Genomic DNA, 22,190 nt, shown 5'->3' on the forward strand with positions numbered 1-22,190 from the left:
CAGCGCGGGTCATCCCTGGCCCGCTATGCTTTGCTACTGGCGTTTGCTCCCATCGCTTTAATTTTTTGTGCTGTCTGTATATAACACCATCAATTCCCTTGTCCGGCCTGTTTGCGCTCAAACTTCCCGGAGAACAGGAACCGCAGCAGCGGGATGCGCAGGTGAATCTCATACAGCAGAAACGCGATGCCAAACACCATCAACAGGCCAACGAAGAAGCCCAGCGTGTTATTTTCGATGCGCGGCGTGACATAAATGCCATACAGCAGCGTCAGCGGATGGTGCACCAGGTAGATAAACAGCGATGCATTGACCAGATACATGATGCGCGGTGAATGCGCGTTCAGCAGTTTGTGACCAAAGCAGAAGCAGACGTTCAGCATGCAGAGGCCCATCAGCGTCGTGATGATCGCATCCAGCTCATATAACCAGCCATCGCCGCTGCTCAGTCGCTGATTGGTACAGTAGGCGACAAACATCAACACCGCGCCAATCCACATCACCGGATTAAACCGTACAAACAGCTGCTTCAGCGGTGGATGCTTCCACGCCAGCGCCCCGAGCATAAAGAATGGCAGATAGAAAAGTGTCTGCATCACAACAATGCTGAACAAACCATCCATCAGCCAGGCGGGCTGAAACATAAACACCAGACGGCGGAACACGCACCACACCAGCGCCCACGCCAGCATGCCAGCGGTCAGTGCACCCCAGCCAACCCGTGTGTAATCAATGGTGCGATGCTGATCGCGCAACCAGCGGAACGTCACCATGCCCAGCGTAGTCAGCATCACCAGCACCACCAGGAACCACAGGTGTGAAATGAGCTCCCACATCAGGTTATTAAACTTCTGATACGGCGTGAAACGCGGCCAGTCAGCCAGTTTATCTGTCCACGCTTTCAGCATGAAAAATTGCGGCAGCGTGAGCAGCGGAACGGCGGTGAGAAGCGGTATCCCCACGCGTTCCAGTCGCACCTTCAGGAAACGGCGTGGCTGATAGCGCAGATACAGCATGTAGGAGAAATAGCCCGAGATGACAAAAAAGACCTGCATGCGAAACGCATGGATAAAATCATTCAGCAGCGTCAGCCATAACGAGGCCTCCTGGCTGTTTACTGCCCATTTCTGTGCTGAGTAAATGAGGGAAACGTGAAACGGCACCCCCAGTAACATCAGATATGCGCGGATGGAGTCGAGGAAGTATTCACGTTCAGGTTTTACAGTACTCATAAAGTTCCAGTTCGTTAGTACGTTTGGCCAGTTTCACCCTGAAACCGGATTATGCTCTGGCAGAATTCTACCTGGGATAAACCGGGTATACTATCAGTGGAATCCGTAGTGTCTAATTGTCCTAAAAGTAGCGTTAAGCCTGACGAAATGCGGGAACAATGTTGCGCATAAGCTGTCGGAAAACCGAATAATCCTTTAAGATAAACGGGTTTGATTTAAGCACACGAAAGGGGGGGATGTGCTGACTAAAGAAAAAAATAAAGCCGGACTGATGAAGGTACGCTGGATTGGTACTGCGGTTCTGCTGGCGTTGTACGCTAATAACAGTTGGGCGTTTAACATCGATGATGTTGCAAAACAAGCCAAAGCGTTGGCAGGGAAAAGCTTCGAAGCGCCTAAAAGCAATTTACCCTCTCAATTTCGTGAAATGAAATTTGCTGATTATCAGCAGATCCAGTTTAACCACGATAAAGCGTATTGGGGCAAACTGCGCACGCCATTCAAGCTGGAGTTCTATCATCAGGGTATGTACTTCGATACCCCGGTGCAGATTAACGAAGTGACCGCCAGCGCGGTGCGCGAGATTAAATACAACCCCGATTATTTTAATTTCGGTAATGTAAAACATGACGCGGATGCGGTGAAAAACCTCGGTTTTGCCGGTTTCAAAGTGCTTTACCCTCTTAACAACAAGGGTAAAAACGATGAGATCGCCAGCTTCCTGGGTGCCAGCTACTTCCGGGTGATCGGTGCCGGTCAGGTTTATGGCCTGTCGGCGCGTGGACTCGCCATCGATACGGCACTGCCGTCCGGTGAAGAGTTCCCGCGTTTCAAAGAGTTCTGGATTCAGCGTCCTAAACCACAGGACAAACAGCTGGTGATCTATGCACTGCTCGATTCGCCGCGCGCGGCGGGTGCCTATCGCTTTGTGCTGCATCCGGGTGAGGCGTCAACCGTTGATGTGCAGTCAAAAGTTTACCTGCGTGATAACGTCGGCAAACTGGGTATTGCGCCGCTGACCAGTATGTTCCTGTTTGGTCAGAATCAGCCATCCACGGTGAACAACTTCCGTCCGGCACTGCACGACTCGGACGGTCTCTCCATCCACAATGGCAACGGGGAGTGGATTTGGCGTCCGCTGAATAACCCGCGTCATCTGGCGGTGAGCACTTACACCATCGAAAATCCAAAAGGTTTTGGTCTGCTGCAGCGCGGGCGTGACTTTAACAACTATCAGGATCTTGATGACCGCTATGACCTGCGTCCAAGCGGCTGGGTTGAGCCAATCGGCGACTGGGGTAAAGGCCGGGTTGAACTGGTTGAAATCCCGACGGCAGACGAAACCAACGACAACATCGTTGCGTTCTGGACGCCAGAGACACTGCCAGAGCCTGGCAAAGAGATGAACTTCAAATACCGTCTGCATTTCTCGCGCGACGAAAACCAGCTGCACTCCGATGATACGGCCTGGGTCAAAAATACCCTCCGTTCAGCGGGTGACGTGAAGCAGTCTAATCTCGTGCGTCAGCCGGATGGCACCGTGGCTTTCACCATCGACTTCGTGGGTAAAGACATGAGTAAGATGGCGGAAAACAGCCAGGTGGCCCCGCAGGTCAGCGTCGGCAAAAATGCCGATGTGGTTGAGCAGAGCGTACGTTATAACCCGGTCACCAAAGGCTGGCGTCTGGTGTTGCGTCTGCGTGTGAAAGATACCAAGCAGTCCACCGAAATGCGTGCGGCCCTGGTAAGCGGCGACAAGACATTGACGGAAACCTGGAGCTATCAGTTACCTGCCAATGAATAAATCCACTTTTACACCTCAACGTTATGTGGAATCTCTGCCGCTGGATGCGGCAGGGAAGGCCCGCCTGAGCGTCTCATTGCAGAATGCCGGTGAGTTCCACTTCATCCATGATGCGCTGGGCAGGGATGTCGCAGCCAGTGATCGTCCCGACGATGCGCCGTTAAAATCGGTCTCATCGCGGGTCGAAATGGCCTGGCCCGATTCGCTGGCTGACGGCCAGCAGTTAGGTAAAGATTATCTCGACCGCACCACGCTGAAAGCGATGCCGAAGGTCAAACGCTCACTGATGTTCCCGGAAGCCTGGCGTACCAACCCGGTTGCCCGTGCCTGGGACTCATTGCGTGGACACAAATCGGTGCCGCGTTATGCCAATGCGGAAGAGCAGCGTGCCGAAGAGAAGTGGCGTCATGTCGGTTCGATTCGCCGCTACATCCTGCTGATCCTGACTATTTTCCAGACCGTGGTCGCCACCTGGTACATGAAGAGCATTCTGCCCTATCAGGGCTGGACGCTGCTGGACCCGATGGAGATGATCAATCAGAACTGGCAGCAGTCGGTGATGCAGATCCTGCCCTATGTGTTGCAGACCGGCATCCTGTTCCTGTTCGCTATCCTGTTCTGCTGGGTTTCAGCCGGTTTCTGGACCGCCCTGATGGGCTTCCTGCAGCTGTTGATTGGCCGTGACAAATACAGTATCTCGTATTCAACGGTCGGAGATGAGCCGCTTAATCCGGCGCATCGTACCGCGCTGATTATGCCGATTTGTAATGAAGACGTTGAACGTGTCTATGCGGGTCTGCGTGCAACCTGGGAATCCGTGGTTCGCACCGGGAACGCTGAACATTTTGACGTCTACATTCTCAGCGACAGTTACGATGCGGATATCGCCATTGCCGAGCAGAAAGCCTGGATGGAACTGGTGCGGGATGTTGGCGGGGCGGGCAAGATCTTCTATCGCCGCCGTCGTCGTCGTGTGAAGCGTAAAAGCGGTAACATCGATGACTTCTGCCGTCGCTGGGGTAGCAACTACAGCTACATGGTCGTACTGGATGCCGATAGCGTCATGAGCGGTGAGTGTCTGACCGGTCTGGTGCGCATGATGGATGCGAATCCGAATGCCGGTATCATCCAGTCGTCGCCGAAAGCTTCGGGTATGGATACGCTCTATGCACGCTGTCAGCAGTTCGCAACCCGCGTCTACGGTCCGTTGTTTACTGCCGGTCTGCACTTCTGGCAGCTGGGCGAGTCTCACTACTGGGGCCATAACGCCATTATCCGCGTGAAACCCTTTATTGAGCACTGTGCGCTGGCCCCGTTACCGGGTGAAGGCTCTTTTGCCGGTTCGATCATGTCGCATGACTTCGTTGAAGCCGCGCTGATGCGTCGTGCAGGCTGGGGCGTCTGGATTGCCTATGACCTGCCGGGCTCATATGAAGAGCTGCCACCAAACCTGCTGGATGAGCTGAAGCGTGACCGCCGCTGGTGTCATGGTAACCTGATGAACTTCCGCCTGTTCCTGGTAAAAGGGATGCACCCGGTTCACCGTGCGGTGTTCCTGACCGGTGTCATGTCCTATCTGTCGGCTCCGCTGTGGTTCATGTTTCTGGCGCTCTCCACTGCCTTACAGGTGGTGCATACGCTGATGGAACCGACCTACTTCCTGCAACCCAGACAGCTGTTCCCGGTCTGGCCGCAGTGGCGTCCTGAGCTGGCGATAGCGCTGTTCTCAACCACGATGGTGCTGCTGTTCCTGCCGAAGATGCTGAGTGTGGTGTTGATCTGGTTTAAAGGATCGAAGGCCTACGGTGGTCCGCTGCGCCTGCTGGCATCACTGGTGCTGGAAACGCTGTTCTCGGTGCTGCTGGCACCAGTGCGCATGCTGTTCCATACGGTGTTTGTGGTCAGTGCTTTCCTCGGCTGGGAAGTGGTGTGGAACTCACCGCAGCGTGATGACGATGCCACTCCATGGAGCGAGGCGTTTAAACGTCACGGCTCGCAGATGGCATTGGGTCTGGTGTGGGCAATTGGTATGGGACTGCTGGATCTTAACTTCCTGTGGTGGCTGGCTCCGATTGTCTTCTCACTGATCCTGTCGCCGTTTGTTTCGGTGATGTCGAGTCGCTCAACCCTGGGGATTAAGAGCAAGAAAGCCAAACTGTTCCTGATCCCGGAAGAGTACTCGCCGCCGCAGGAGCTGGTCGATACCGATCGCTATGTGCTGCTGAATCGTGAGCGCGCGCTGGAAAATGGCTTTATGCATGCCCTGTTCCATCCCGCCTTCAACGCGCTGGCAACGGCACTGGCGACATCGCGTCATAAGCAGAGTCAGTTACTGGACTATGCGCGTGACCGCCGTGTAGATCAGGCGCTGAGCGATGCTCCGGATAAACTGGGTCGTGAACAGCGTCTGCAGTTGATCAGCGATCCGGTAGTGCTGGCCCGTGTTCACACCCGACTGTGGGAAAACGCGGACAAGTATCATCAGTGGGTAGAGAGTTATCAGAAACTTAACCTCAACCCTCACGCGCTGGCAAAAAACGCGTAATCTGAAAAAGCGGCAGCGATGCCGCTTTTTTTATCGGATTAAAACAGCGTCAGGATGATAAATTGAGTGCTGGACGCTACCGCAGGTAGCGCGTGACGACTTCAACGGCTGTTCAGGGCGGATATCAGTGGTGAAAGGGTTATTAAAGACAGGCGTTATCGTTGCGGCTGTGCTCTGTTTAAGCGGATGCGGCAGTATTATCAGCCGTACCGTGCCCGGACAGGGGCACGGTAATCAATATTATCCCGGCGTGCAGTGGGATGTGCGTGACAGCGGGTGGCGGGTACTGACTATCCTTGATCTGCCGCTGTCCCTGGTGATGGACACCCTGTTGTTACCGGTGGATGCCAGTCACGGTCCTTACGAATAACTGCGATCGGAGTCGCTGTTATCATCCTCCCACTCTTGTGCCGCTGCTTCACCCTCTTCGGTGTCAAGCGGCGGCTCCAGCTGGAATTCGCCATCATCCCACTCGTGCAGCGTATTTTCCCCCAGCCACTCCTGACGCAGCTCCACTTCATCAAAGTCAGCATCAAAAATAGCCTGTGCGCCTTCACCGCTGCGGAAAGGCAGACATTCACCCGCATCACCTTCATCTGCCAGGAACTCAGCCTGCCACATGATATCGCCGTCCTGCATCACATATTTCTGCAGACCAAACTGACCGATTGAGGCTTCTTCTTCATCCACTTCAGGGTTGTTAGCGAGAAACTCCTCACGTGCAGCATCAATCGCTTCCTCTAACGTACTGTACATGCTCATCGCTCTTCTCCTTACGGGTTCATTAACTACGGATTGTTTTGATTTCAGTGAAGGATAGACGAAATCTGTAGGAGGGAAAGGGCAGGGCGGTGCAACTGGCGGGAAATAAGCCATTTCCCGCCAGCCAGGGTCAGATCATCTTTTGCGGGAAGTGCAGAACAGGTTGAACAGACTCATGAATCACCGGTGCGGAGTAGCGGATACAACATTTTATACAGGGCTTCACTTTCTTAAAATTAATTCTGGCGATCGAAAGTGCCTGACTCAGATTATATAATGTGCCGATAAATATCAGCTCTTCTTTATCTGGCAGGCGTTTGCACCCCTTTCGATGCAGAAAATGATAATTGTCCTGATCGGTGCTGATAGTAACGTAATAGTAGAGACCTTTGTTCATATAATCTGTCCCGCTAGAGGTTGCTGTGTATTGTCTTTTTATAATTTTAGTCAGGTCCATTAAAGGTCTGACTGTTACAAATGAAATTACCGATAAGCATAAACGACTACAAATTCCATAACGATCTATCCGCATGTTAAAAAAAAGCAAAATGGAATATAAGCCAAATTAACCAGGTAATTGATTGTAAAATAAGTTAATTTTTATCGATTGATAAGCGCGGAGATACCATTAAGGCTGGCTAAATAGGATTAGGCCTGGAATACGGAATAAATAGCGCCAGATGAAATTAAACCGAGATCGATGCAATATTAATTAATAAAAAGCTAAAGTGCGCGCGCAGCGCTTTCCGGTAAAGGAATGGGTTAGCGAGTTTAACGGTAAACAGAAAGAAATTATATTCCGTCTATGGTCCCATACTCATCACTGGCACTGAAATATGGCTGAAAGGATTCTTCTGTGATGAGCGACTGATTTATTTAGCTGGATGTCGGGTCAGAAACGCGCTAAATGCCTGGCGGACATTTAGCGCGAACTGATTAATAACGTGAGGGCTCGCCTTCGGGGCGCGTTTTAAAGCGGCGGTGGAGCCACATGTACTGTTCGGGGGCCAGCAGGACGCCCTCTTCGACCACTTTATTCATTCTGGCGGCGGTCACTTCATCGCTTTCCAGCGTAAATTCGGCGCTGATGTCAGGCAGTATCATCAGTTCATAACCACGTCCGCCGGGCAGACGACGTGGCACGAAGGGGATAACCGCCGGTTTGCCGGTGCGGATCAGCAGATGAGTGCCCACCGTCGTGGCTGCTTTTTCCACGGCAAAAAAGGGCACAAAGACGCTGCTACGCGGGCCATAATCGTGATCGGGTGCGTACCAGATGATGTCACCGTTCTTCAGTGCGCGGATCATGCCTTTGAGATCTTTCCGGTCGATCATGCTTTTATTCGACCGCATCCGGCCTTTTACCTGCAGCCAGTCGATCAGTTTGTTGTCATTAGGACGATAGACGCCAATGCCAGGATTATGGATGCCAAACATGCGTGCACCAATCTCCAGTGTCAGAAAGTGCATACCAATGAGCAGTACGCCACGCTGACTATCGCGCGCCTGCTGGATATGCTCCAGTCCCGAAGGCTTATGCCATTTGTTGATGCGCCAGTCCGGCCAGAACCATGCCATACCGGTCTCAATCAATCCCATGCCGACTGATTCGAAATTGTGCTTAACCATCGCTTCGCGTTCATTAACCGGCATATCCGGAAATGTTAATTCCAGATTACGTCGGGCTATATTGACGCGGCGCTTCATAAAACGCATCCCAATACGACCAATATTGCAGCCGAGCACATAAAGCAGGGGATAAGGAAGTAGCACCAAAAGATAAAGAGAAGCGACACCCAGCCAGGTCAGCCAATAGCGCGGGTGAAGCAGTTCTCGTGAAAACTGAGGCAACTGAGTCATGTGAAGGTTAATTTTCCTGCGTCGCGCACCATTCAGTGCTGATATCTCATTGATTTGCGCCATTGTGCCAGTTTTTATCGTGCGTATAAATATCACTGACAGACCAGGCTACTGCAGGCTGATGTTAAATAACCAGATAGTGCCGGAAAAAACAGCAATCCGCGCATAATTCCGAGACTGGCCTTTGCATCCCGGTGAAATCAGGTATCATGTGCCCGCTAAATTTCTCCTATTGATAACAGGAAAGAACACCATGCCAGTGTTACATAACCTCGTTTCCAATAAAGAGCTAAAGGCGCGCATGCTGGCTGAAACCGAGCCGCGCACTACTGTCTCTTTTTATAAATATTTCCAGATTGCCGACCCTAAAGCCTTCCGCGATGCGCTCTACCTTGGCCTGACGTCACTCAAAGTCTTTGGCCGCGTCTATGTCGCACATGAAGGCATCAATGCGCAGATCAGCGTGCCCGCCAGCCAGTATGAAAAGATGAAAGCGTGGCTGTATGGCTTTGACCCGGCGCTAAACAACCTGCGAATGAATATTGCGCTGGATGACGATGGAAAATCATTCTGGGTGCTGCGTCTTAAAGTGCGCGACCGCATTGTGGCGGACGGTATTGAAGACGATAGCTTTGATGCCAGCGACGTGGGTCAGTATCTCAAAGCGGCCGAGGTTAACGCCATGCTGGACGATCCTGATGCCCTGTTCGTCGATATGCGTAACCATTATGAATATGAAGTGGGCCGCTTCGATAATGCGCTGGAAGTGCCTGCTGATACCTTTCGCGATCAGCTGCCGATGGCGGTTGATATGTTGCAGGATCAAAAAGACAAAAAGATCGTCATGTACTGCACCGGCGGGATCCGCTGTGAAAAGGCGAGCGCCTGGATGCGGCATAACGGCTTCGAGGATGTCTACCACATTGAAGGCGGCATCATTGAGTATGCCCGACGCGCCCGTGAACAGGGATTACCGGTTCGCTTCAAAGGCAAAAACTTTGTGTTTGATGAGCGAATGGGTGAGCGGATCTCTGACGACGTGCTGTCGAACTGTCATCAGTGCGGCGAACCCTGTGATACCCATGTCAATTGCGTGAATGACGGCTGTCATCTGCTGTTTATCCAGTGCAAAAGCTGCGCAGAGAAGTTTGAGAACTGCTGTAGCCCGATCTGTCAGGAAGAAGCAAAACTTTCACCGGAGGAGCAGCGCGCTCGCCGGGCGGGACGTGAGAATGGTAACAAGATCTTTAACAAGTCGCGTGGCCTGTTAAACATGACTATTCCGTCGCCAGTGAAGAAATAAGCGTGGCCGCCTGAAATGAGCTTCAGGCGGCTTGCTGTTTTACTGGCGCACACCTTCAACCGAGATCATCAGCTCAACCTTCTGCGAAGCTGGTCCCAGATCTTTGGTAATATTAAAATCTTTCAGTGTAATTTCGCCTTCGGCTTCAAAGCCAGCGCGGTAACCGCCCCACGGATCTTTACCTTCACCCAGCATTTTCGCCGCCAGCGTCACCGGTTTAGTCACGCCATTCAGCGTGAGATCGCCGGTAATCTTCAGCTCGTCACCCTCTTTTTTCACTGCTGTGGATTTGAACGTTGCCTGCGGGTTTTTGCTGCTGTTCAGGAAGTCAGCACTACGCAGGTGCTTGTCACGCTCCGCATGATTGGTGTCAACGCTGCTGGTATTAATGGTCACGTCAACTTTATCTGAGGCCGGATTCTTTTCATCGAAGGTGAAGCTGCCGTCAAAATCTTTGAAGGTGCCGTAGAGCCAGCTGTAACCCAGATGCTGAATGCGGAACTGGATAAAGGCGTGCTGACCCTCTTTATCAATCTTATAGTCCGCGGCACCGGCAGTCATCGAGCCGAGCAGCAGGCCGGCACCGGTCATCGCCAGTAAAGTCTTCTTAAACATATTATTTATCCTTTTCAGAGGGTAAGGGGAGACGTAAACCTGACATCCGTTTTAGGGTGATATCGCGATCGATAACGTGATGCTTTAGCGCAGCCAGACCATGCAGTACCGACAGGACCACAACCGTCCAGGCCAGCCAGAGATGAATGTCGCCTGCCAGATCTGCCTGTTCGCCTGCGCCGCTGAACAGTGCGGGCAGTGTAAACCAGTTAAATACGGCGATCGGTTTGCCATCGGCGGTGGAGATCAGATAGCCACTGATCAGAATGGCCAGCAGCAGGGTATAAAGGAGCAGGTGCGCCACTACCGAACTGATGCGTACCAGCGGGGAATAGCTGCTTAGCGGCTTTGGCGGCGGGGAAATAACGCGCCACAGCAGACGAATGATCAGCGTCAGCAACAGGATGACGCCAATACTTTTGTGGATTTCCGGTGCGTCGTGATACCAGCTGTCGTAATAGCCGAGACCAACCATCCAGAGTCCCAGTGCAAACATGGCATAAATTGCCAGCGCCATTGACCAGTGCAGTAGTACAGCAACCAGCCCAAACTGATGAGGTGTATTACGTAATAACATAATATGGGTTTCATGAAGAAATAATCTGAAATAAGCATCCACATTATGAAATATAAAAGCAATCGACCTTACGCTTCTATAAATTTTAATTTTCGGGGTGAAAAGGTTGAATAAAACTGCGGCGAGATGACCAGTATTACTGAATGAGATATTTCTGGCGGGATAGTCGTCAACGTTAAATGACGGTAATTAACGATATGGGCGAAATATAAGTCACCGTTATGTCATTAAGGTTCAGTTTTCGTCAGTTTATGTCAGCAGGGCGGCATCATACTGATGCCACCCGTTTTCAGAGTCAGAAACGCGAGAGACGGAAGGGGGACAAATCAAAGGAGAACGGTTTTTGCTGTGCGAATTCCGCAGCAAGCTCGCCTAACACGCTGGCAAATTTAAACCCATGTCCGCTGAGTCCGGTGATCAACAGGCGGTCAGGTTCACCCGGCAGGGTATCGATAATAAAGTCTTCGTCCGGGCTGAAATCGTAGCTGCAGGCTTCGCCATGCAGACAGACGCCGACGCCAGGTAAAAACTGACGGAGAAAACCAAAGGCCTCACTGCCGTCCGCCGCTACCGCGCCAAAAGGTTTACGATCTTCAGGCTGCTGCATCAGCTGACCGCCATCATGGCGACCTACCTTCAGTGCGTTATTATCCGCTGGAAAGCCGTAAAACTGGCTGCCATCTGCCATTTCAACCGTAAAGCCGGGAAACTTATTATTCTCGCTGTAGCGGCCATCTGCCTGATACCAGGCAAATACTTTGCGGGTAGGGACGACCGGCAGGCCAGGGATTAATTTGCAGACCCAGGTGCCAGCGCTTATCAGCATTTTGCGGCCCCGATAGATGCCATCCAGAGTGGTGACCTGCTGCAGGTCGCCATCACGACCAATCTCTGAGACCGGGCAGTTAAACAGCTGCGCACAGCCCGCCTGTTCCGCCAGCTGGATCCAGCTGCGAACCGCCTGTTCACATTTCAGAAAGCCGGACTGCGGCTCAAAGACGCCCATATAACCCTCTGGCACGTTGATTTGCGGCCAGCGCTTACGCACGTCATCGGGCTGCATCACCTCGATATTGAGCTGCCAGCGGCTCGCGCTGTCGATAACGTTCCGGATAAAGGGGGAGTGGTCAGGTGCAAGGTTAAGTACGCCGCTGCGGTGCATGATGCGCTCACCGGCGCGCTGTTCCAGCTCATCCCACAGCGTCTGCGCCCGCAGAACCAGCGGAACATAATGTTCGCCTTCACCATACGCGTGACGAATCAGCCGGCTCTCGCCATGATGCGTTCCCTGATTGTGGGGAGGATGGGCGCTGTCGATCATTAATACCGATAAACCCGCCTGGGTAGCATAGTAGGCAGCCGCTGCGCCCACTGAGCCGCTGCCGACGACGATAAGATCATAAATCATGATAACGACACTCTAAGAGTCACATAATCAAAAGCATACCAGAAACAGAAACGAAAAAGGCACCCCTGAGGGCGCCTCTTTGATGCGGCAGAAATTAATGCTTATTGAGGAGTCGTTCTGGTTGCTCGGCTGATTCTATCTTGGCGATGCCTGCCTCGAGGATCGAGATAAACTGCCTTGCCACATCCGTTGTCAGCCAGTAGGTCGGGCCAACATCCGCTTCTTCTTCTTTTTGATCCTGCGACGACAGCGAGTGCAGGCGGATCATCATGGCGTCATAGCTATCAACGGTACTGATGTCCCAGCCCACCAGTGGATGGGTCTGGATAACGTCTTTTTTTCTGTCCATTATAACCTCCTTATTACTCGTTAAACGAAGTGCATGATGAGGTTCAATGCGGCTTTTTTATTCCGATAGCGAAACAATTATAACAGTAAACCCGGGTATCACTGTTTAAAAAATGCCGTGAGCCAGCTTCTCACAGAATATTTGCGTTTGAAAGGAGGGCGTTGAAAAATAAAATGCCTGACGGGCAGGCATTTTTATCACTGTTCAATGGGCATGCAAAAAGCGGGTTAAGCCGCGTGAACGGGCTTAAAGTGCCGGCGTTTCCGGCACGATGCCGCCGCCACGTTTTTGCAGTGTTTCTGCCAGACGGGCAAAGTGCTGCTGAAGCTGCTCATCATGGTTTTGATTTTGGGCTTCCAGCGACAGATTGTGCACCAGCAACTGACTGGCACGATCGTCAAGACAGAAAATCAGACTGGAAAAGGCATTTTCCAGCACCGTTAAACGACGCTGCTGATCACCAATCAGTGCTAACAACTCACCAAAGGTCATCGCCTCTTCCGGTTTATCAGTAGTCATGGTGTCGCACCTCCTGTTATGCGTGACGAGCGCAAGGATAGGGCATTGATCAGTAAGAGTCTAGATGCAGAGAGGGGGAAGTGCGAGAGGGGAGAAAAGATAAAAAAACCGGGTGGCGACACCCGGAAAAAAAGCACAGTGGCGGTTAATCAGTAATGAACCAGTCGTCAGCGCTTTCCCACGTCTGCTGCAGGATTTCGCTGATCTGGTCGCGCGTCTCTTTTCCACCGCCCAGCACGCTGAGATTGTTAGCACTGGCGTAACGTACCTTGACGTGATTGGTCGAGTCAGGGAACTGTTCGTCGATGCGGCGCGATAATTCATCGCTTAACGCTTCTATCGCGCCAGCAGGAAGAGGTCGGGTATTGGATACGGTAATTTCAACGCGCATAATAGCCTCCGGTTAAGATACTGTATATATTTACAGTATTGGTGGTCCGGAGGCAAGTAAAATTATGCGATGCGCCAGTTCAGCGTTTCACCGGCCAGGAACGGCACCAGTGAGTGGCTGCCGAGCGCAATTGACTCCGGCACCTGCCACGGCTCACGCACCAGCGTGATCGTCCCCTCATTCAGTGGCAGACCGTAAAAACGCGGGCCATTTTCAGAACAGAACGCTTCAAAATGTTCCAGCGCATTCAGCTCTTCAAAAACGGTGGCGTAGGCGGGCAACGACGTCGGCGCATTAAAAACGCCCGCACAGCCGCAACTGGCCTCTTTAAGATGACGCAGATGCGGCGCGGTATCGGTGCCAAGGAAGAAGCGTGGATTCCCGCTCGCTACCACTTTACGCAACGCTTCCTGATGCACGTTGCGCTTAAGGATGGGCAGGCAGTAGAGGTGCGGGCGAATTCCGCCCACCAGCATATGGTTGCGGTTAAACATCAGATGCTGCGGGGTAATGGTTGCGCCCAGCGTCTCACCGGCATCAGCAACATATTCAGCGGCGTCCTGCGTCGTAATGTGCTCCATCACCACTTTCAGTGCCGGAAACTGGCTGCGTAGCGGCACCATCACGGTTTCAATAAAGCGGGCTTCGCGGTCAAAAATATCGATATGTGCATCAGTCACTTCACCATGGATCAGCAGTGGCATACCGAGCGTCTGCATCCGATCCAGCACGCGGGCAATCGACGCGATATTGGTCACGCCATGACTGGAGTTGGTGGTAGCGTGCGCCGGATAGAGCTTCGCCGCGGTGAACAGACCGGCGGTGAAACCGCGCTCAAGCTCATCAGGATCCAGCGAGTCGGTCAGGTAGCAGGTCATCAGCGGCGTAAAGGCGTGATCGGCGGGCAGTGCCGCCAGAATGCGATCGCGGTACGCTTCACCGGCCGCCACGCTGGTTACCGGCGGCACCAGGTTTGGCATCACAATGGCACGACCATTCACTGCGGTGGTATAAGGCAGGACCGTTTTAAGCATCTCATCATCACGCAGATGAATATGCCAGTCGTCAGGGCGACGCAGGGTAAGTTGCTGAGGTTGTGCTGTCATCAGTGAAGCTCCGGCAGAAAGGAAACAAAAGGCGTGTTTTGGCCGGGGTCTAAGCATAAGGATTCAGGCAACCGTTTGCACCTGCTTTTTATGCCGCCAGAGAAAATCCGCGCCAGTAGGCGCGGAAATCGGGATTACTGCGTAAAGGGAATGACCAGTTCGCCGGGCTTCACTTCCAGTCCTTTGGCAAATTTTTTCGCCAGCGATTCGCCTTTGCTGCGGTCAGCGCTGAGCACATAGGCGGGTTTTTGATCAAAATAGCTTTTCAGCGACTGATTCAGATAAGGCGTCAGCGTCTTCATGATTGAGGCCATTTTTTCCGGGGCAACCTGGGCATCGACAATCTCCAGATCGCGCAGATAAATTGCGCCCTGCTGCTGATCATAAACCGGCTGAGCACGCATCTTCAGTTGCATATCGGCCTGCTGCGGGCCAAACAATGAGGTCACATTAATTTTAGCGTTGCCGGAGAGCGTCACTTTACCCGGCTCTTCGCGGCCAATCTGACTGGTCAGGTTGTTCAGCACGATGTGTGCGTTAACCAGTCCGGAAACGCCAATATCCTTCTCGTAGTTGTTGTGCTTCTGCAGCGCCTGGTTTACTTCCTGTTCGCTGATGGTGTATTGCGTCAGTTGATTACAGCCGCTGACCAGCAGCGCCATCAACAGGGCAGTCAGCCCGAAAAAAGCCTTTTTCATCGATCTTTATCCTGAATATCAGAGCCAGTAAACAGGCCATAGCCTGCCTGAATGCGTGACGGGTGTCATCAGGAAAGGGATGAGAAACGCCGCAGCGTCTCTCATCAGGGCGGGACTAATGCGCTATCGAAGAGAGCAGATTAACCTGGGTCTGTTTGGCCATGTTATCGCGGTAGTCCGCCACCCGGCTCGGCCAGTCGATACCGGCGACCAGCGTCAGGGAGCGCAGTAGCGGGAAGAGATTAAAATCATCTTCCGACAGTTCGCCGTTTACCGCATTAGGCTGAACGATGAGTTTGTCCAGTTTGCGCAGATCCTCACTCACATTCTTAATCAGCCCGGCAGAGTGACTCTTCAACGTTTCAAAATCACCGAGGCTCGCCTGTTTTTTGCTGCGGAAATAGGCACGCGCCTCAGGCGTCGCGAATTCGGCAAAGGCCGCTTCGGCAATGCGCGGCAGCAGCAGTTTATTGACATAGCTGTTCATGTGGCGCAGCCAGTCGCCAATCGCCGGGTTCAGCGCGCCGGTGATCAGCGGCGCGCCATCCTGCTGATCGACATAATGCACGATCTCCATGCTCTCAGGCATTGCGCTGCCATCCTGCTTTTGCAGAATCGGTGCCATTTTTTGCCCGATCAGTCGTTTTGGCGTCTCTTCATCGTCGTTGAGCATCACCACCAGCTCAACCGGCTTATTCTTCAGACCGAAAATCATTCGCGCCTTAACGCAGAAAGGACAGTGGTCATAGATATAGAGTTTCATCCTGATCTCCCGGATTTTTACAGGTTTAGTGTTTAACAGAGTGAATCAATTCATCCTGTTTTCGGGCGCTCAAAAAGTATGGAAGAGATTACCCTGCAGGGCAAACCTGCCAGCCAGGATTGGTGGCTGTAGCCGGGCGAACCGACGGGTCATCGCTGTGATAACAGAGCAAAATCAACCTCTTTAAAGCTAAACCGCTGTAACGTTTTACCGCAGCCCAGGCGGCGGTTATAGTGAAAGCCGGGTAATGACGGCTTTCACTCACAGCCATTGATTTCAGGAGTCAGGATGTTTGGCTATCGTTCTGCCGCGCCCAGGGTGCGATTAACCACCGATCGACTGGTGGTCCGTCTGGTTCACGAACGTGATGCCTGGCGAATGGCAGATTACTATTCGGAAAACCGCCTGTTTTTAAAACCGTGGGAGCCGGTGCGCGATGACAGCCACTGCTACCCGTCGGGCTGGCAGGCGCGCCTCGGGCTGATTTCCGACATGCATAAGCAGGGGTCGGCCTTCTATTTCATTTTAATGGACAGCGATGAAACCGAAGTGCGGGGCGTGGCGAACTTCAGCAACGTGCTGCGTGGTTCCTTTCACGCCTGTTATCTCGGCTATTCACTGGGTGAAAAGTGGCAGGGGCAGGGGCTGATGTTTGAAGCCTTGCAGTCGGCTATCCGCTATATGCAGCGCCAGCAGCATATTCACCGCATCATGGCGAACTACATGCCGCACAACCAGCGCAGCGGCGATCTGCTGGCGCGACTCGGTTTTGAAAAAGAGGGTTACGCGAAAGATTATCTGCTGATCGACGGACGCTGGCAGGATCACGTGCTGACGGCCTTAACCCTGCGGGAATGGACGCCTGACCGGCGTGGACAATAATGAGGACGCGAGCATGAAGATGGCTTTATCCGCGCAGGCATTGCGCGTGCTGGGCTGCCTGCTGGAGAAGCAGGTCACCACGCCAGAGCAGTATCCGCTGTCACTGAATGGCGTAGTGGTGGCCTGTAATCAGAAATCGAATCGCGAGCCGGTGATGGAGCTGAGTGAAAGCGAGGTACAGAATCAGCTCGATCAGCTCGAAAAGCGTCATCTGGTCACCGGCAGCAGCGCCGCCGGACAGCGGGTGGTGAAATATGAGCAGCGTTTCTGTAATTCCGCGTTTGGTACACTGAAACTCAATAGTGCGGAAGTCGCTCTTCTCACCCTGCTGCTGTTGCGCGGGCCGCAGACGCCAGGCGAACTGCGTACCCGCAGCGGACGTCTGCACGAGTTCAGTGATGTCGGCGACGTCGAGCAGACGCTGGAAGGCTTGATGCAGCGCGAAGACAGTGCACAGGTCATCCGCCTGGCGCGTGAGCCAGGCAAGCGTGAAAGCCGCTTTATGCATCTGCTGGGCGATGAAGATGACGCGCATCAGGCTGCCGACGCGCCGGAAGAGCAGGGCGACCTGGCGGCGCGCGTCACTACGCTGGAACACCAGGTCGCCGCGCTGCAGGCACAACTCACCCAATTGCTGCAACCGGAGAGCTGAGATGACATTACGTATTGGCGTGGTGGGATTGGGCGGTATCGCACAGAAAGCCTGGCTGCCGGTGTTGTCGGCCGCGACAGACTGGACGCTGGTGGGGGCGTTTTCCCCGAATCAGGCCAAAGCCCGCCCGGTCTGTGACAGCTATCGCATGCAGTGCTTTGGCTCACTGAATGAGTTAGCCGCAGCCTGCGACGCGGTGTTTGTTCACAGCAGCACCGCCACCCACTATGAGGTGGTCAGGGCGCTGCTGCTGGCAGGAAAAGATGTCTGCGTCGACAAGCCGCTGGCTGAAACCCTGGAGCAGGCTGAAGCGCTGGTGGCGCTGGCGGAAAAACACCAGCGTAAACTGATGGTGGCCTTTAACCGCCGGTTCGCCCCGCGCTATCAGCAGCTGCGGGCGGAGATGGCTGGCGCGGCTTCTCTGCGGATTGAAAAGCACCGCAGCGACAGCGTCGGACCATGGGATCTTCGCTTTACCCTGCTTGATGACTACCTGCATGTGGTGGACACCGCGCTCTGGCTGGGCGGCAAGCCGTTTCGCCAGGTTCAGGGACGCATTGATACCAACGAGCAGGGGCAGATGCTCTATGCCGAGCACCATTTCGCTGTTGAAGGCCTGGCGATCACCACCAGCATGCACCGGCGCGCAGGCAGTCAGCGCGAGCGGGTCAGCGCAGTGTGTGACGGTAAGTGCATCGACATCAGCGAGATGCGCGACTGGCAGGAAGAGCGCAGTGATGGCCTGCTAATCACCCCGCCGCCCGCCTGGCAGAGTCATCTGACACAGCGCGGCTTCAGCGGTGCCGCACGCCATTTTATTGACTGCGTACAAAATCAGACGAAGCCTGAAACCAGCGGTGAGCAGGCGCTGATGGCGCAGCGTGTGGTGGAAAAACTGTGGCGTGAGGCGACGCAGGAATAACGCCTTGTAACACTCCGCGCTGGTCATTTCCCTCCGTGGCAGTAGACTGTCGCCGGGCATCCTCGGGTGCCCGCGCTAATTCTCCTTTTTTGCCGATTCTTTTCAGGATGCGCCGTCAATTATGAATTTGTTGAAATCGCTGGCAGCGGTCAGTTCTATGACCCTGTTTTCCCGCGTACTGGGCTTTGCCCGTGATGCCATCGTGGCGCGGGTGTTTGGTGCCGGAATGGCGACCGATGCCTTCTTTGTTGCGTTTAAACTGCCCAATCTGCTGCGCCGTATTTTTGCTGAAGGCGCATTTTCTCAGGCGTTCGTGCCGATTCTGGCTGAATATAAAAACAAGCAGGGTGAAGAGGCGACGAAACTGTTTCTGGCTTACGTCTCAGGCCTGCTGACGCTGGCACTGGCGCTGGTCACGGTGGCGGGGATGATCGCTGCGCCCTGGGTCATCATGGTCACGGCCCCCGGCTTTGCCGACAGTGCTGATAAGTTTGCCCTGACCAGCTCGCTGCTGCGGGTGACGTTCCCCTACATTATGCTGATTTCGCTGGCCTCGCTGGCGGGGGCGGTGCTGAACACCTGGAACCGCTTCTCGGTGCCGGCGTTTGCGCCAACCCTGCTGAATGTCAGCATGATTGGTTTTGCGCTGTTTGCTGCGCCGCACTTTCATCCACCGGTAATGGCGCTGGCCTGGGCGGTAGTCGCGGGCGGCGTGCTGCAGCTCGGCTATCAGCTTCCTCATCTGAAAAAGCTGGGAATGCTGGTGCTGCCGCGTCTTAATCTGCGCGACGCGGGCGTATGGCGAGTGATGCGTCAGATGGGCCCGGCCATTCTGGGCGTTTCCGTCAGTCAGATCTCGCTGATCATCAACACCATCTTCGCCTCGTTTCTGGTTTCGGGTTCGGTCTCCTGGATGTACTACGCGGATCGCCTGATGGAGTTCCCTTCGGGTGTGCTGGGTGTGGCGCTGGGCACCATTCTGCTGCCGTCGCTGGCTAAAAGTTTTGCCAGCGGCAACCATGATGAATATTCCCGACTGATGGACTGGGGTCTGCGCCTCTGCTTCCTGCTGGCGCTGCCGAGTGCCGTGGCGCTGGGCATGCTCTCCGGTCCGCTGACCGTGGCACTGTTCCAGTACGGTAAGTTCACCGCCTTTGATGCATTGATGACGCAGCGTGCGCTGATCGCTTACTCCGTCGGACTAATGGGCCTGATTGTGGTTAAGGTGCTGGCGCCGGGCTTCTATTCCCGTCAGGACATCAAAACGCCGGTGAAAATCGCGATTATCACGCTGATCATGACGCAGCTAATGAACCTGGCGTTTATTGGCCCGCTGAAACATGCCGGTCTGTCACTGTCGATTGGTCTGGCGGCCTGTCTGAATGCGTCGCTGCTCTACTGGCAGCTGCGTAAGAAGAATATCTTTATGCCGCAGCCGGGCTGGAGCAGCTTCCTGCTCCGCCTGCTGATCGCTGTGGTAGTGATGGCCGGCGCGCTGTTTGCCATGCTGCAGTGGATGCCGGCCTGGGAGCAGGGCTCCATGCTGTGGCGACTGCTGCGTCTGGCGGCGGTTTGTGCTGTCGGCGGCGGCGCTTATTTCCTGGCGCTGGGAGTGCTGGGCTTCAGGCTGCGCGACTATGCACGGCGCACCGCTGTGTAAGACTGAGCCTAAAGCAGACAATAAAAAATCCCGCACCAGGCGGGATTTTTTTCGCTACTTTGCGGCTCAGGCTTTACGACTTAACGTCGCCTGGCCTTTACCCATCCCATCCGGGCCATAAAAGGCCTGAGTCTGATGCGGCTTCAGCACTTCAAGTGCATTTTCGGTGTAGCGAATCTGATGCTGCAGCAGCATGCCATTATGAACATTGGCATCCTGCAGACGACGGGTATGCTGCTGAATAGTGTCCCAGCGGCGCGCCATGTCGTTCTGACCACGATAAGGTGCCGATGTCGCCTGACTCTGTTCAGCGGTACGGCGCATCTCATCCAGATAGTTCAGCGTACTGAGCAGCGCACTTTTATCTTCGGTGATGCGCTGCAACAGGTTGCTGTTAATGCTGCCCGCTGCCAGTTGCTGCTGCTCTTCTTCCAGCACCGCTGAAAGCGACGCCAGCACGTCCTGCATCTTATCTAATGTGGTCTGCAAATTACTCATGGGAATTAATTACCCTCTAAATACGCCTTAGTGTCGGCAATCAGCGCATCGGCGATTTTGCCGGTATCCATCTTCAGTTCGCCATTACGAATGGCGGTTTTCAGTTGTTCAACGCGCTCGACGTTAATATCTTTGCTGCTCGGCTGCATCAGCTGCGACTGCGCGCTGCTCAGGCTGACCTGCGCTGCAGCAGGGGTCGTGGCTGCTACCGGGCTGGCACTCTGACGCACTTTGCTGCTGCCAGACTCACTGCTGTCGCGGCTTTGTACGGTGCTGGCGGGTTTCAGAGGTTGCGTTCTGTCAATGCTCATATTCGGGCTCCTGTACGGTCAGGGGAAGTCTGCCACCTGAATCATAATAGCGTTATCGCTTTGTTGATTCTTCTATCGGCAGCACTGCGGGCTTCTTTAACACTTTACAGCGTTATAAGAATATTCCCATCGTCGCGCACCTTACCGCTGACAATCTGGCCATTTCCCATCCTCACCCGAACCGACTGCGAGCGGGCGGCGTTGTTCAGCGCCTTGCCTTCACCGCTGGCGTCAAAGCCGTCACCGCTGGCAATTACCATCACATTCTGACCCGCCTTAACACGCCATGGCTGACGCAGCGTGGAGGGATTAATCGGCTGTCCTGGCTGGATATCACGCAGCACTACGGCGTCTGCGACTGCGTCCGCATTCAACAGGGCGCGGGCAGGCAGGGTATCAAGGCGGCCGGTCTGCAGCGTGAAATCACTTTCGCTGACGCTGCTGCCCTGGCTCAGCAGCCGGGTCGCCACCAGATAAGACCCGGTGACCTGAACCTGTACCTGGATATAACGGCGATTCTCATCGCAGTTTGCCGCCACGCTCATGTTGCCCCATAACCGGCTATTGCCTGGCAGGGTGAACTTAGGCGTCTCACAGGCTGGCCATTGCTCTTTCGGCGTGCGCACCACGACCACCATGCCTTCAGCATGCTGAGCGTCACGCGCTTTAAAAAATTGATTCAGTTGTGCATTGAGATCCCCGGCAGAAGCCGGCAGGGCGATCACGACCAGCAGGCTGGTCAGCAGAGTCAGATATCGACGCATTGTGCAGTTCCTCACTGATGATGGCGACGAGTGTACTCGTTAAGAAAAATCCTCAATTGTCAAAATAGCGGTCATTTAAGGCGTTATTCAGACGATGACGGCTTGCTTTTTCAAATTAAGCTGCGAGCTCGAAATTCTCATACGCGGAGGAAACATGCTCGACAAACTGGATGCGGCGCTGAAATTTGGAACGGAGGCCCTCAACCTGCGTGCTCAACGTCAGGAGATCCTGGCGTCAAATATTGCCAACGCCGATACCCCTGGTTATCAGGCCCGGGATATCGACTTTGCCAGCGAGCTGAGTCGGGTGATGTCCAATGGTCGTGCGGAAGGCAGCAGCATGGCGTTAAAAGTCACGTCAGCTCGCCACATTGAAGCACAGACAAACGGGGCGCCATCAATGGATATGCTTTATCGCATTCCTGACCAGCCGGCTGCCGACGGCAACACCGTAGATATGGACCGTGAGCGTACACAGTTCGCGGATAACAGCCTGAAATATCAAACCGACCTCACCCTCATCAGTAGCCAAATCAAAGGCATGATGAGCGTGTTACAAGGGCAATAAT

25 protein-coding genes are annotated in these 22,190 nt (G+C 53.9%); 9 read left to right on the forward strand and 16 right to left on the reverse strand.

Annotated features, from left to right (window positions below):
• Positions 1 to 89: 89 nt before the first annotated feature.
• The gene (gene mdoC, locus BY447_RS17650; RefSeq protein WP_013357417.1) at positions 90 to 1,232 is read right to left on the reverse strand and encodes a glucans biosynthesis protein MdoC; all 1,143 of its coding nucleotides are present in this window, start codon (positions 1,230 to 1,232) and stop codon (positions 90 to 92) included.
• A gap of 268 nt (positions 1,233 to 1,500) precedes the next feature.
• Between mdoC and BY447_RS17655 the strand changes: the two genes are divergently transcribed.
• The 3 genes from BY447_RS17655 to BY447_RS17665 all read left to right on the forward strand — a co-directional run bounded on the left by BY447_RS17655 (position 1,501) and on the right by BY447_RS17665 (position 5,951).
• Positions 1,501 to 3,036 (forward strand): glucan biosynthesis protein G, encoded by a 1,536-nt coding sequence (locus tag BY447_RS17655; RefSeq protein WP_179291200.1) that lies wholly within the window; start codon positions 1,501 to 1,503, stop codon positions 3,034 to 3,036.
• Entirely contained in the window at positions 3,029 to 5,581 is a 2,553-nt protein-coding gene (mdoH, locus tag BY447_RS17660; RefSeq protein ID WP_110331681.1) for a glucans biosynthesis glucosyltransferase MdoH, read from the forward strand. The genes BY447_RS17655 and mdoH overlap by 8 nt, the downstream gene beginning before the upstream one ends.
• A 157-nt stretch (positions 5,582 to 5,738) precedes the next feature.
• On the forward strand, positions 5,739 to 5,951 hold the full coding sequence (locus BY447_RS17665; RefSeq protein ID WP_161733850.1) for a YceK/YidQ family lipoprotein: 213 nt from the start codon (positions 5,739 to 5,741) through the stop codon (positions 5,949 to 5,951).
• Here BY447_RS17665 and BY447_RS17670 read toward each other — a convergent pair.
• From BY447_RS17670 to BY447_RS17680, 3 genes are all read right to left on the reverse strand, one after another.
• Complete coding sequence (locus BY447_RS17670; RefSeq protein WP_110331682.1) at positions 5,942 to 6,343, reverse strand: MysB family protein; 402 nt, start codon at positions 6,341 to 6,343, stop codon at positions 5,942 to 5,944. The two genes, BY447_RS17665 and BY447_RS17670, sit on opposite strands and share 10 nt — an antisense overlap.
• Before the next feature lie 130 nt (positions 6,344 to 6,473).
• Positions 6,474 to 6,740 carry a hypothetical protein gene (locus BY447_RS17675; RefSeq protein WP_110331683.1) on the reverse strand — a complete coding sequence of 89 codons (267 nt, stop codon included), beginning with the start codon at positions 6,738 to 6,740 and terminating at the stop codon, positions 6,474 to 6,476.
• A 539-nt stretch (positions 6,741 to 7,279) separates the two neighbouring features.
• The gene (locus BY447_RS17680; RefSeq protein WP_013357422.1) at positions 7,280 to 8,203 is read right to left on the reverse strand and encodes a Kdo(2)-lipid IV(A) acyltransferase; all 924 of its coding nucleotides are present in this window, start codon (positions 8,201 to 8,203) and stop codon (positions 7,280 to 7,282) included.
• A 253-nt stretch (positions 8,204 to 8,456) separates the two neighbouring features.
• Between BY447_RS17680 and BY447_RS17685 the strand changes: the two genes are divergently transcribed.
• Complete coding sequence (locus BY447_RS17685; protein ID WP_110331684.1) at positions 8,457 to 9,506, forward strand: rhodanese-related sulfurtransferase; 1,050 nt, start codon at positions 8,457 to 8,459, stop codon at positions 9,504 to 9,506.
• A gap of 39 nt (positions 9,507 to 9,545) precedes the next feature.
• Here BY447_RS17685 and BY447_RS17690 read toward each other — a convergent pair whose 3' ends face one another.
• From BY447_RS17690 to grxB, 9 genes are all read right to left on the reverse strand, one after another.
• Positions 9,546 to 10,121, reverse strand: coding sequence for a YceI family protein (locus BY447_RS17690; RefSeq protein WP_107319529.1), 576 nt, complete (start codon positions 10,119 to 10,121; stop codon positions 9,546 to 9,548).
• A gap of 1 nt (position 10,122) precedes the next feature.
• On the reverse strand, positions 10,123 to 10,698 hold the full coding sequence (locus BY447_RS17695; protein WP_033782613.1) for a cytochrome b: 576 nt from the start codon (positions 10,696 to 10,698) through the stop codon (positions 10,123 to 10,125).
• A gap of 295 nt (positions 10,699 to 10,993) precedes the next feature.
• A complete protein-coding gene (solA, locus tag BY447_RS17700) occupies positions 10,994 to 12,106 on the reverse strand; it encodes an N-methyl-L-tryptophan oxidase (protein WP_110331685.1) in 1,113 nt (370 codons plus the stop codon).
• Positions 12,107 to 12,200: 94 nt separating this feature from the next.
• Positions 12,201 to 12,455: a biofilm formation regulator BssS gene (bssS, locus tag BY447_RS17705; protein WP_110331686.1), complete on the reverse strand. Its 255-nt coding sequence runs from the start codon at positions 12,453 to 12,455 to the stop codon at positions 12,201 to 12,203.
• A 246-nt stretch (positions 12,456 to 12,701) separates the two neighbouring features.
• Positions 12,702 to 12,974, reverse strand: coding sequence for a hypothetical protein (locus BY447_RS17710; RefSeq protein WP_013357428.1), 273 nt, complete (start codon positions 12,972 to 12,974; stop codon positions 12,702 to 12,704).
• Between the two features lie 145 nt (positions 12,975 to 13,119).
• Complete coding sequence (gene dinI / locus BY447_RS17715; RefSeq protein WP_003849907.1) at positions 13,120 to 13,365, reverse strand: DNA damage-inducible protein I; 246 nt, start codon at positions 13,363 to 13,365, stop codon at positions 13,120 to 13,122.
• A gap of 62 nt (positions 13,366 to 13,427) precedes the next feature.
• The gene (gene pyrC / locus BY447_RS17720) at positions 13,428 to 14,471 is read right to left on the reverse strand and encodes a dihydroorotase (protein WP_110331687.1); all 1,044 of its coding nucleotides are present in this window, start codon (positions 14,469 to 14,471) and stop codon (positions 13,428 to 13,430) included.
• Between the two features lie 134 nt (positions 14,472 to 14,605).
• Positions 14,606 to 15,169 carry a lipoprotein gene (locus BY447_RS17725; protein ID WP_013357430.1) on the reverse strand — a complete coding sequence of 188 codons (564 nt, stop codon included), beginning with the start codon at positions 15,167 to 15,169 and terminating at the stop codon, positions 14,606 to 14,608.
• Between the two features lie 115 nt (positions 15,170 to 15,284).
• The gene (grxB, locus tag BY447_RS17730) at positions 15,285 to 15,932 is read right to left on the reverse strand and encodes a glutaredoxin 2 (RefSeq protein WP_013357431.1); all 648 of its coding nucleotides are present in this window, start codon (positions 15,930 to 15,932) and stop codon (positions 15,285 to 15,287) included.
• A 288-nt stretch (positions 15,933 to 16,220) separates the two neighbouring features.
• Here grxB and rimJ point away from each other — a divergent pair, with 288 nt between their 5' ends.
• From rimJ to murJ, 4 genes are all read left to right on the forward strand, one after another.
• The gene (rimJ, locus tag BY447_RS17735; RefSeq protein ID WP_013357432.1) at positions 16,221 to 16,814 is read left to right on the forward strand and encodes a ribosomal protein S5-alanine N-acetyltransferase; all 594 of its coding nucleotides are present in this window, start codon (positions 16,221 to 16,223) and stop codon (positions 16,812 to 16,814) included.
• A gap of 13 nt (positions 16,815 to 16,827) precedes the next feature.
• A complete protein-coding gene (locus BY447_RS17740) occupies positions 16,828 to 17,466 on the forward strand; it encodes a DUF480 domain-containing protein (protein WP_110331688.1) in 639 nt (212 codons plus the stop codon).
• Position 17,467: 1 nt separating this feature from the next.
• Complete coding sequence (locus BY447_RS17745) at positions 17,468 to 18,388, forward strand: Gfo/Idh/MocA family protein (protein ID WP_110331689.1); 921 nt, start codon at positions 17,468 to 17,470, stop codon at positions 18,386 to 18,388.
• A 121-nt stretch (positions 18,389 to 18,509) separates the two neighbouring features.
• Positions 18,510 to 20,048, forward strand: coding sequence for a murein biosynthesis integral membrane protein MurJ (murJ, locus tag BY447_RS17750; RefSeq protein WP_110331690.1), 1,539 nt, complete (start codon positions 18,510 to 18,512; stop codon positions 20,046 to 20,048).
• 66 nt (positions 20,049 to 20,114) lie between these two features.
• Here the strand turns inward: murJ and flgN are convergent, their stop codons facing one another.
• From flgN to flgA, 3 genes are all read right to left on the reverse strand, one after another.
• On the reverse strand, positions 20,115 to 20,546 hold the full coding sequence (gene flgN / locus BY447_RS17755; protein ID WP_013357436.1) for a flagellar export chaperone FlgN: 432 nt from the start codon (positions 20,544 to 20,546) through the stop codon (positions 20,115 to 20,117).
• A gap of 5 nt (positions 20,547 to 20,551) precedes the next feature.
• Complete coding sequence (flgM, locus tag BY447_RS17760; RefSeq protein ID WP_033732238.1) at positions 20,552 to 20,857, reverse strand: flagellar biosynthesis anti-sigma factor FlgM; 306 nt, start codon at positions 20,855 to 20,857, stop codon at positions 20,552 to 20,554.
• A 104-nt stretch (positions 20,858 to 20,961) separates the two neighbouring features.
• On the reverse strand, positions 20,962 to 21,621 hold the full coding sequence (flgA, locus tag BY447_RS17765) for a flagellar basal body P-ring formation chaperone FlgA (RefSeq protein WP_033782620.1): 660 nt from the start codon (positions 21,619 to 21,621) through the stop codon (positions 20,962 to 20,964).
• Between the two features lie 154 nt (positions 21,622 to 21,775).
• Here flgA and flgB point away from each other — a divergent pair, with 154 nt between their 5' ends.
• On the forward strand, positions 21,776 to 22,189 hold the full coding sequence (flgB, locus tag BY447_RS17770) for a flagellar basal body rod protein FlgB (protein WP_013357439.1): 414 nt from the start codon (positions 21,776 to 21,778) through the stop codon (positions 22,187 to 22,189).
• Position 22,190 lies beyond the last annotated feature (1 nt).

The organism is Pantoea sp. JKS000250 (assembly GCF_003201065.1).
Taxonomy (GTDB): domain Bacteria; phylum Pseudomonadota; class Gammaproteobacteria; order Enterobacterales; family Enterobacteriaceae; genus Pantoea; species Pantoea vagans.

Excerpts from the sequence above, each read along its gene's own strand:
- BY447_RS17745 (WP_110331689.1), top strand. The coding sequence starts at position 17,468 with ATGACATTACGTATTGGCGTGGTGGGATTGGGCGGTATCGCACAGAAA.
- murJ (WP_110331690.1), top strand. The coding sequence starts at position 18,510 with ATGAATTTGTTGAAATCGCTGGCAGCGGTCAGTTCTATGACCCTGTTT.
- mdoC (WP_013357417.1), bottom strand. The coding sequence starts at position 1,232 with ATGAGTACTGTAAAACCTGAACGTGAATACTTCCTCGACTCCATCCGC.
- flgB (WP_013357439.1), top strand. The coding sequence starts at position 21,776 with ATGCTCGACAAACTGGATGCGGCGCTGAAATTTGGAACGGAGGCCCTC.
- BY447_RS17725 (WP_013357430.1), bottom strand. The coding sequence starts at position 15,169 with ATGAAAAAGGCTTTTTTCGGGCTGACTGCCCTGTTGATGGCGCTGCTG.
- bssS (WP_110331686.1), bottom strand. The coding sequence starts at position 12,455 with ATGGACAGAAAAAAAGACGTTATCCAGACCCATCCACTGGTGGGCTGG.
- flgM (WP_033732238.1), bottom strand. The coding sequence starts at position 20,857 with ATGAGCATTGACAGAACGCAACCTCTGAAACCCGCCAGCACCGTACAA.
- flgA (WP_033782620.1), bottom strand. The coding sequence starts at position 21,621 with ATGCGTCGATATCTGACTCTGCTGACCAGCCTGCTGGTCGTGATCGCC.
- flgN (WP_013357436.1), bottom strand. The coding sequence starts at position 20,546 with ATGAGTAATTTGCAGACCACATTAGATAAGATGCAGGACGTGCTGGCG.
- BY447_RS17675 (WP_110331683.1), bottom strand. The coding sequence starts at position 6,740 with ATGAACAAAGGTCTCTACTATTACGTTACTATCAGCACCGATCAGGAC.
- mdoH (WP_110331681.1), top strand. The coding sequence starts at position 3,029 with ATGAATAAATCCACTTTTACACCTCAACGTTATGTGGAATCTCTGCCG.
- BY447_RS17710 (WP_013357428.1), bottom strand. The coding sequence starts at position 12,974 with ATGACTACTGATAAACCGGAAGAGGCGATGACCTTTGGTGAGTTGTTA.
- rimJ (WP_013357432.1), top strand. The coding sequence starts at position 16,221 with ATGTTTGGCTATCGTTCTGCCGCGCCCAGGGTGCGATTAACCACCGAT.
- solA (WP_110331685.1), bottom strand. The coding sequence starts at position 12,106 with ATGATTTATGATCTTATCGTCGTCGGCAGCGGCTCAGTGGGCGCAGCG.
- BY447_RS17740 (WP_110331688.1), top strand. The coding sequence starts at position 16,828 with ATGAAGATGGCTTTATCCGCGCAGGCATTGCGCGTGCTGGGCTGCCTG.
- BY447_RS17690 (WP_107319529.1), bottom strand. The coding sequence starts at position 10,121 with ATGTTTAAGAAGACTTTACTGGCGATGACCGGTGCCGGCCTGCTGCTC.
- dinI (WP_003849907.1), bottom strand. The coding sequence starts at position 13,365 with ATGCGCGTTGAAATTACCGTATCCAATACCCGACCTCTTCCTGCTGGC.
- grxB (WP_013357431.1), bottom strand. The coding sequence starts at position 15,932 with ATGAAACTCTATATCTATGACCACTGTCCTTTCTGCGTTAAGGCGCGA.
- BY447_RS17680 (WP_013357422.1), bottom strand. The coding sequence starts at position 8,203 with ATGACTCAGTTGCCTCAGTTTTCACGAGAACTGCTTCACCCGCGCTAT.
- pyrC (WP_110331687.1), bottom strand. The coding sequence starts at position 14,471 with ATGACAGCACAACCTCAGCAACTTACCCTGCGTCGCCCTGACGACTGG.
- BY447_RS17695 (WP_033782613.1), bottom strand. The coding sequence starts at position 10,698 with ATGTTATTACGTAATACACCTCATCAGTTTGGGCTGGTTGCTGTACTA.
- BY447_RS17670 (WP_110331682.1), bottom strand. The coding sequence starts at position 6,343 with ATGAGCATGTACAGTACGTTAGAGGAAGCGATTGATGCTGCACGTGAG.
- BY447_RS17685 (WP_110331684.1), top strand. The coding sequence starts at position 8,457 with ATGCCAGTGTTACATAACCTCGTTTCCAATAAAGAGCTAAAGGCGCGC.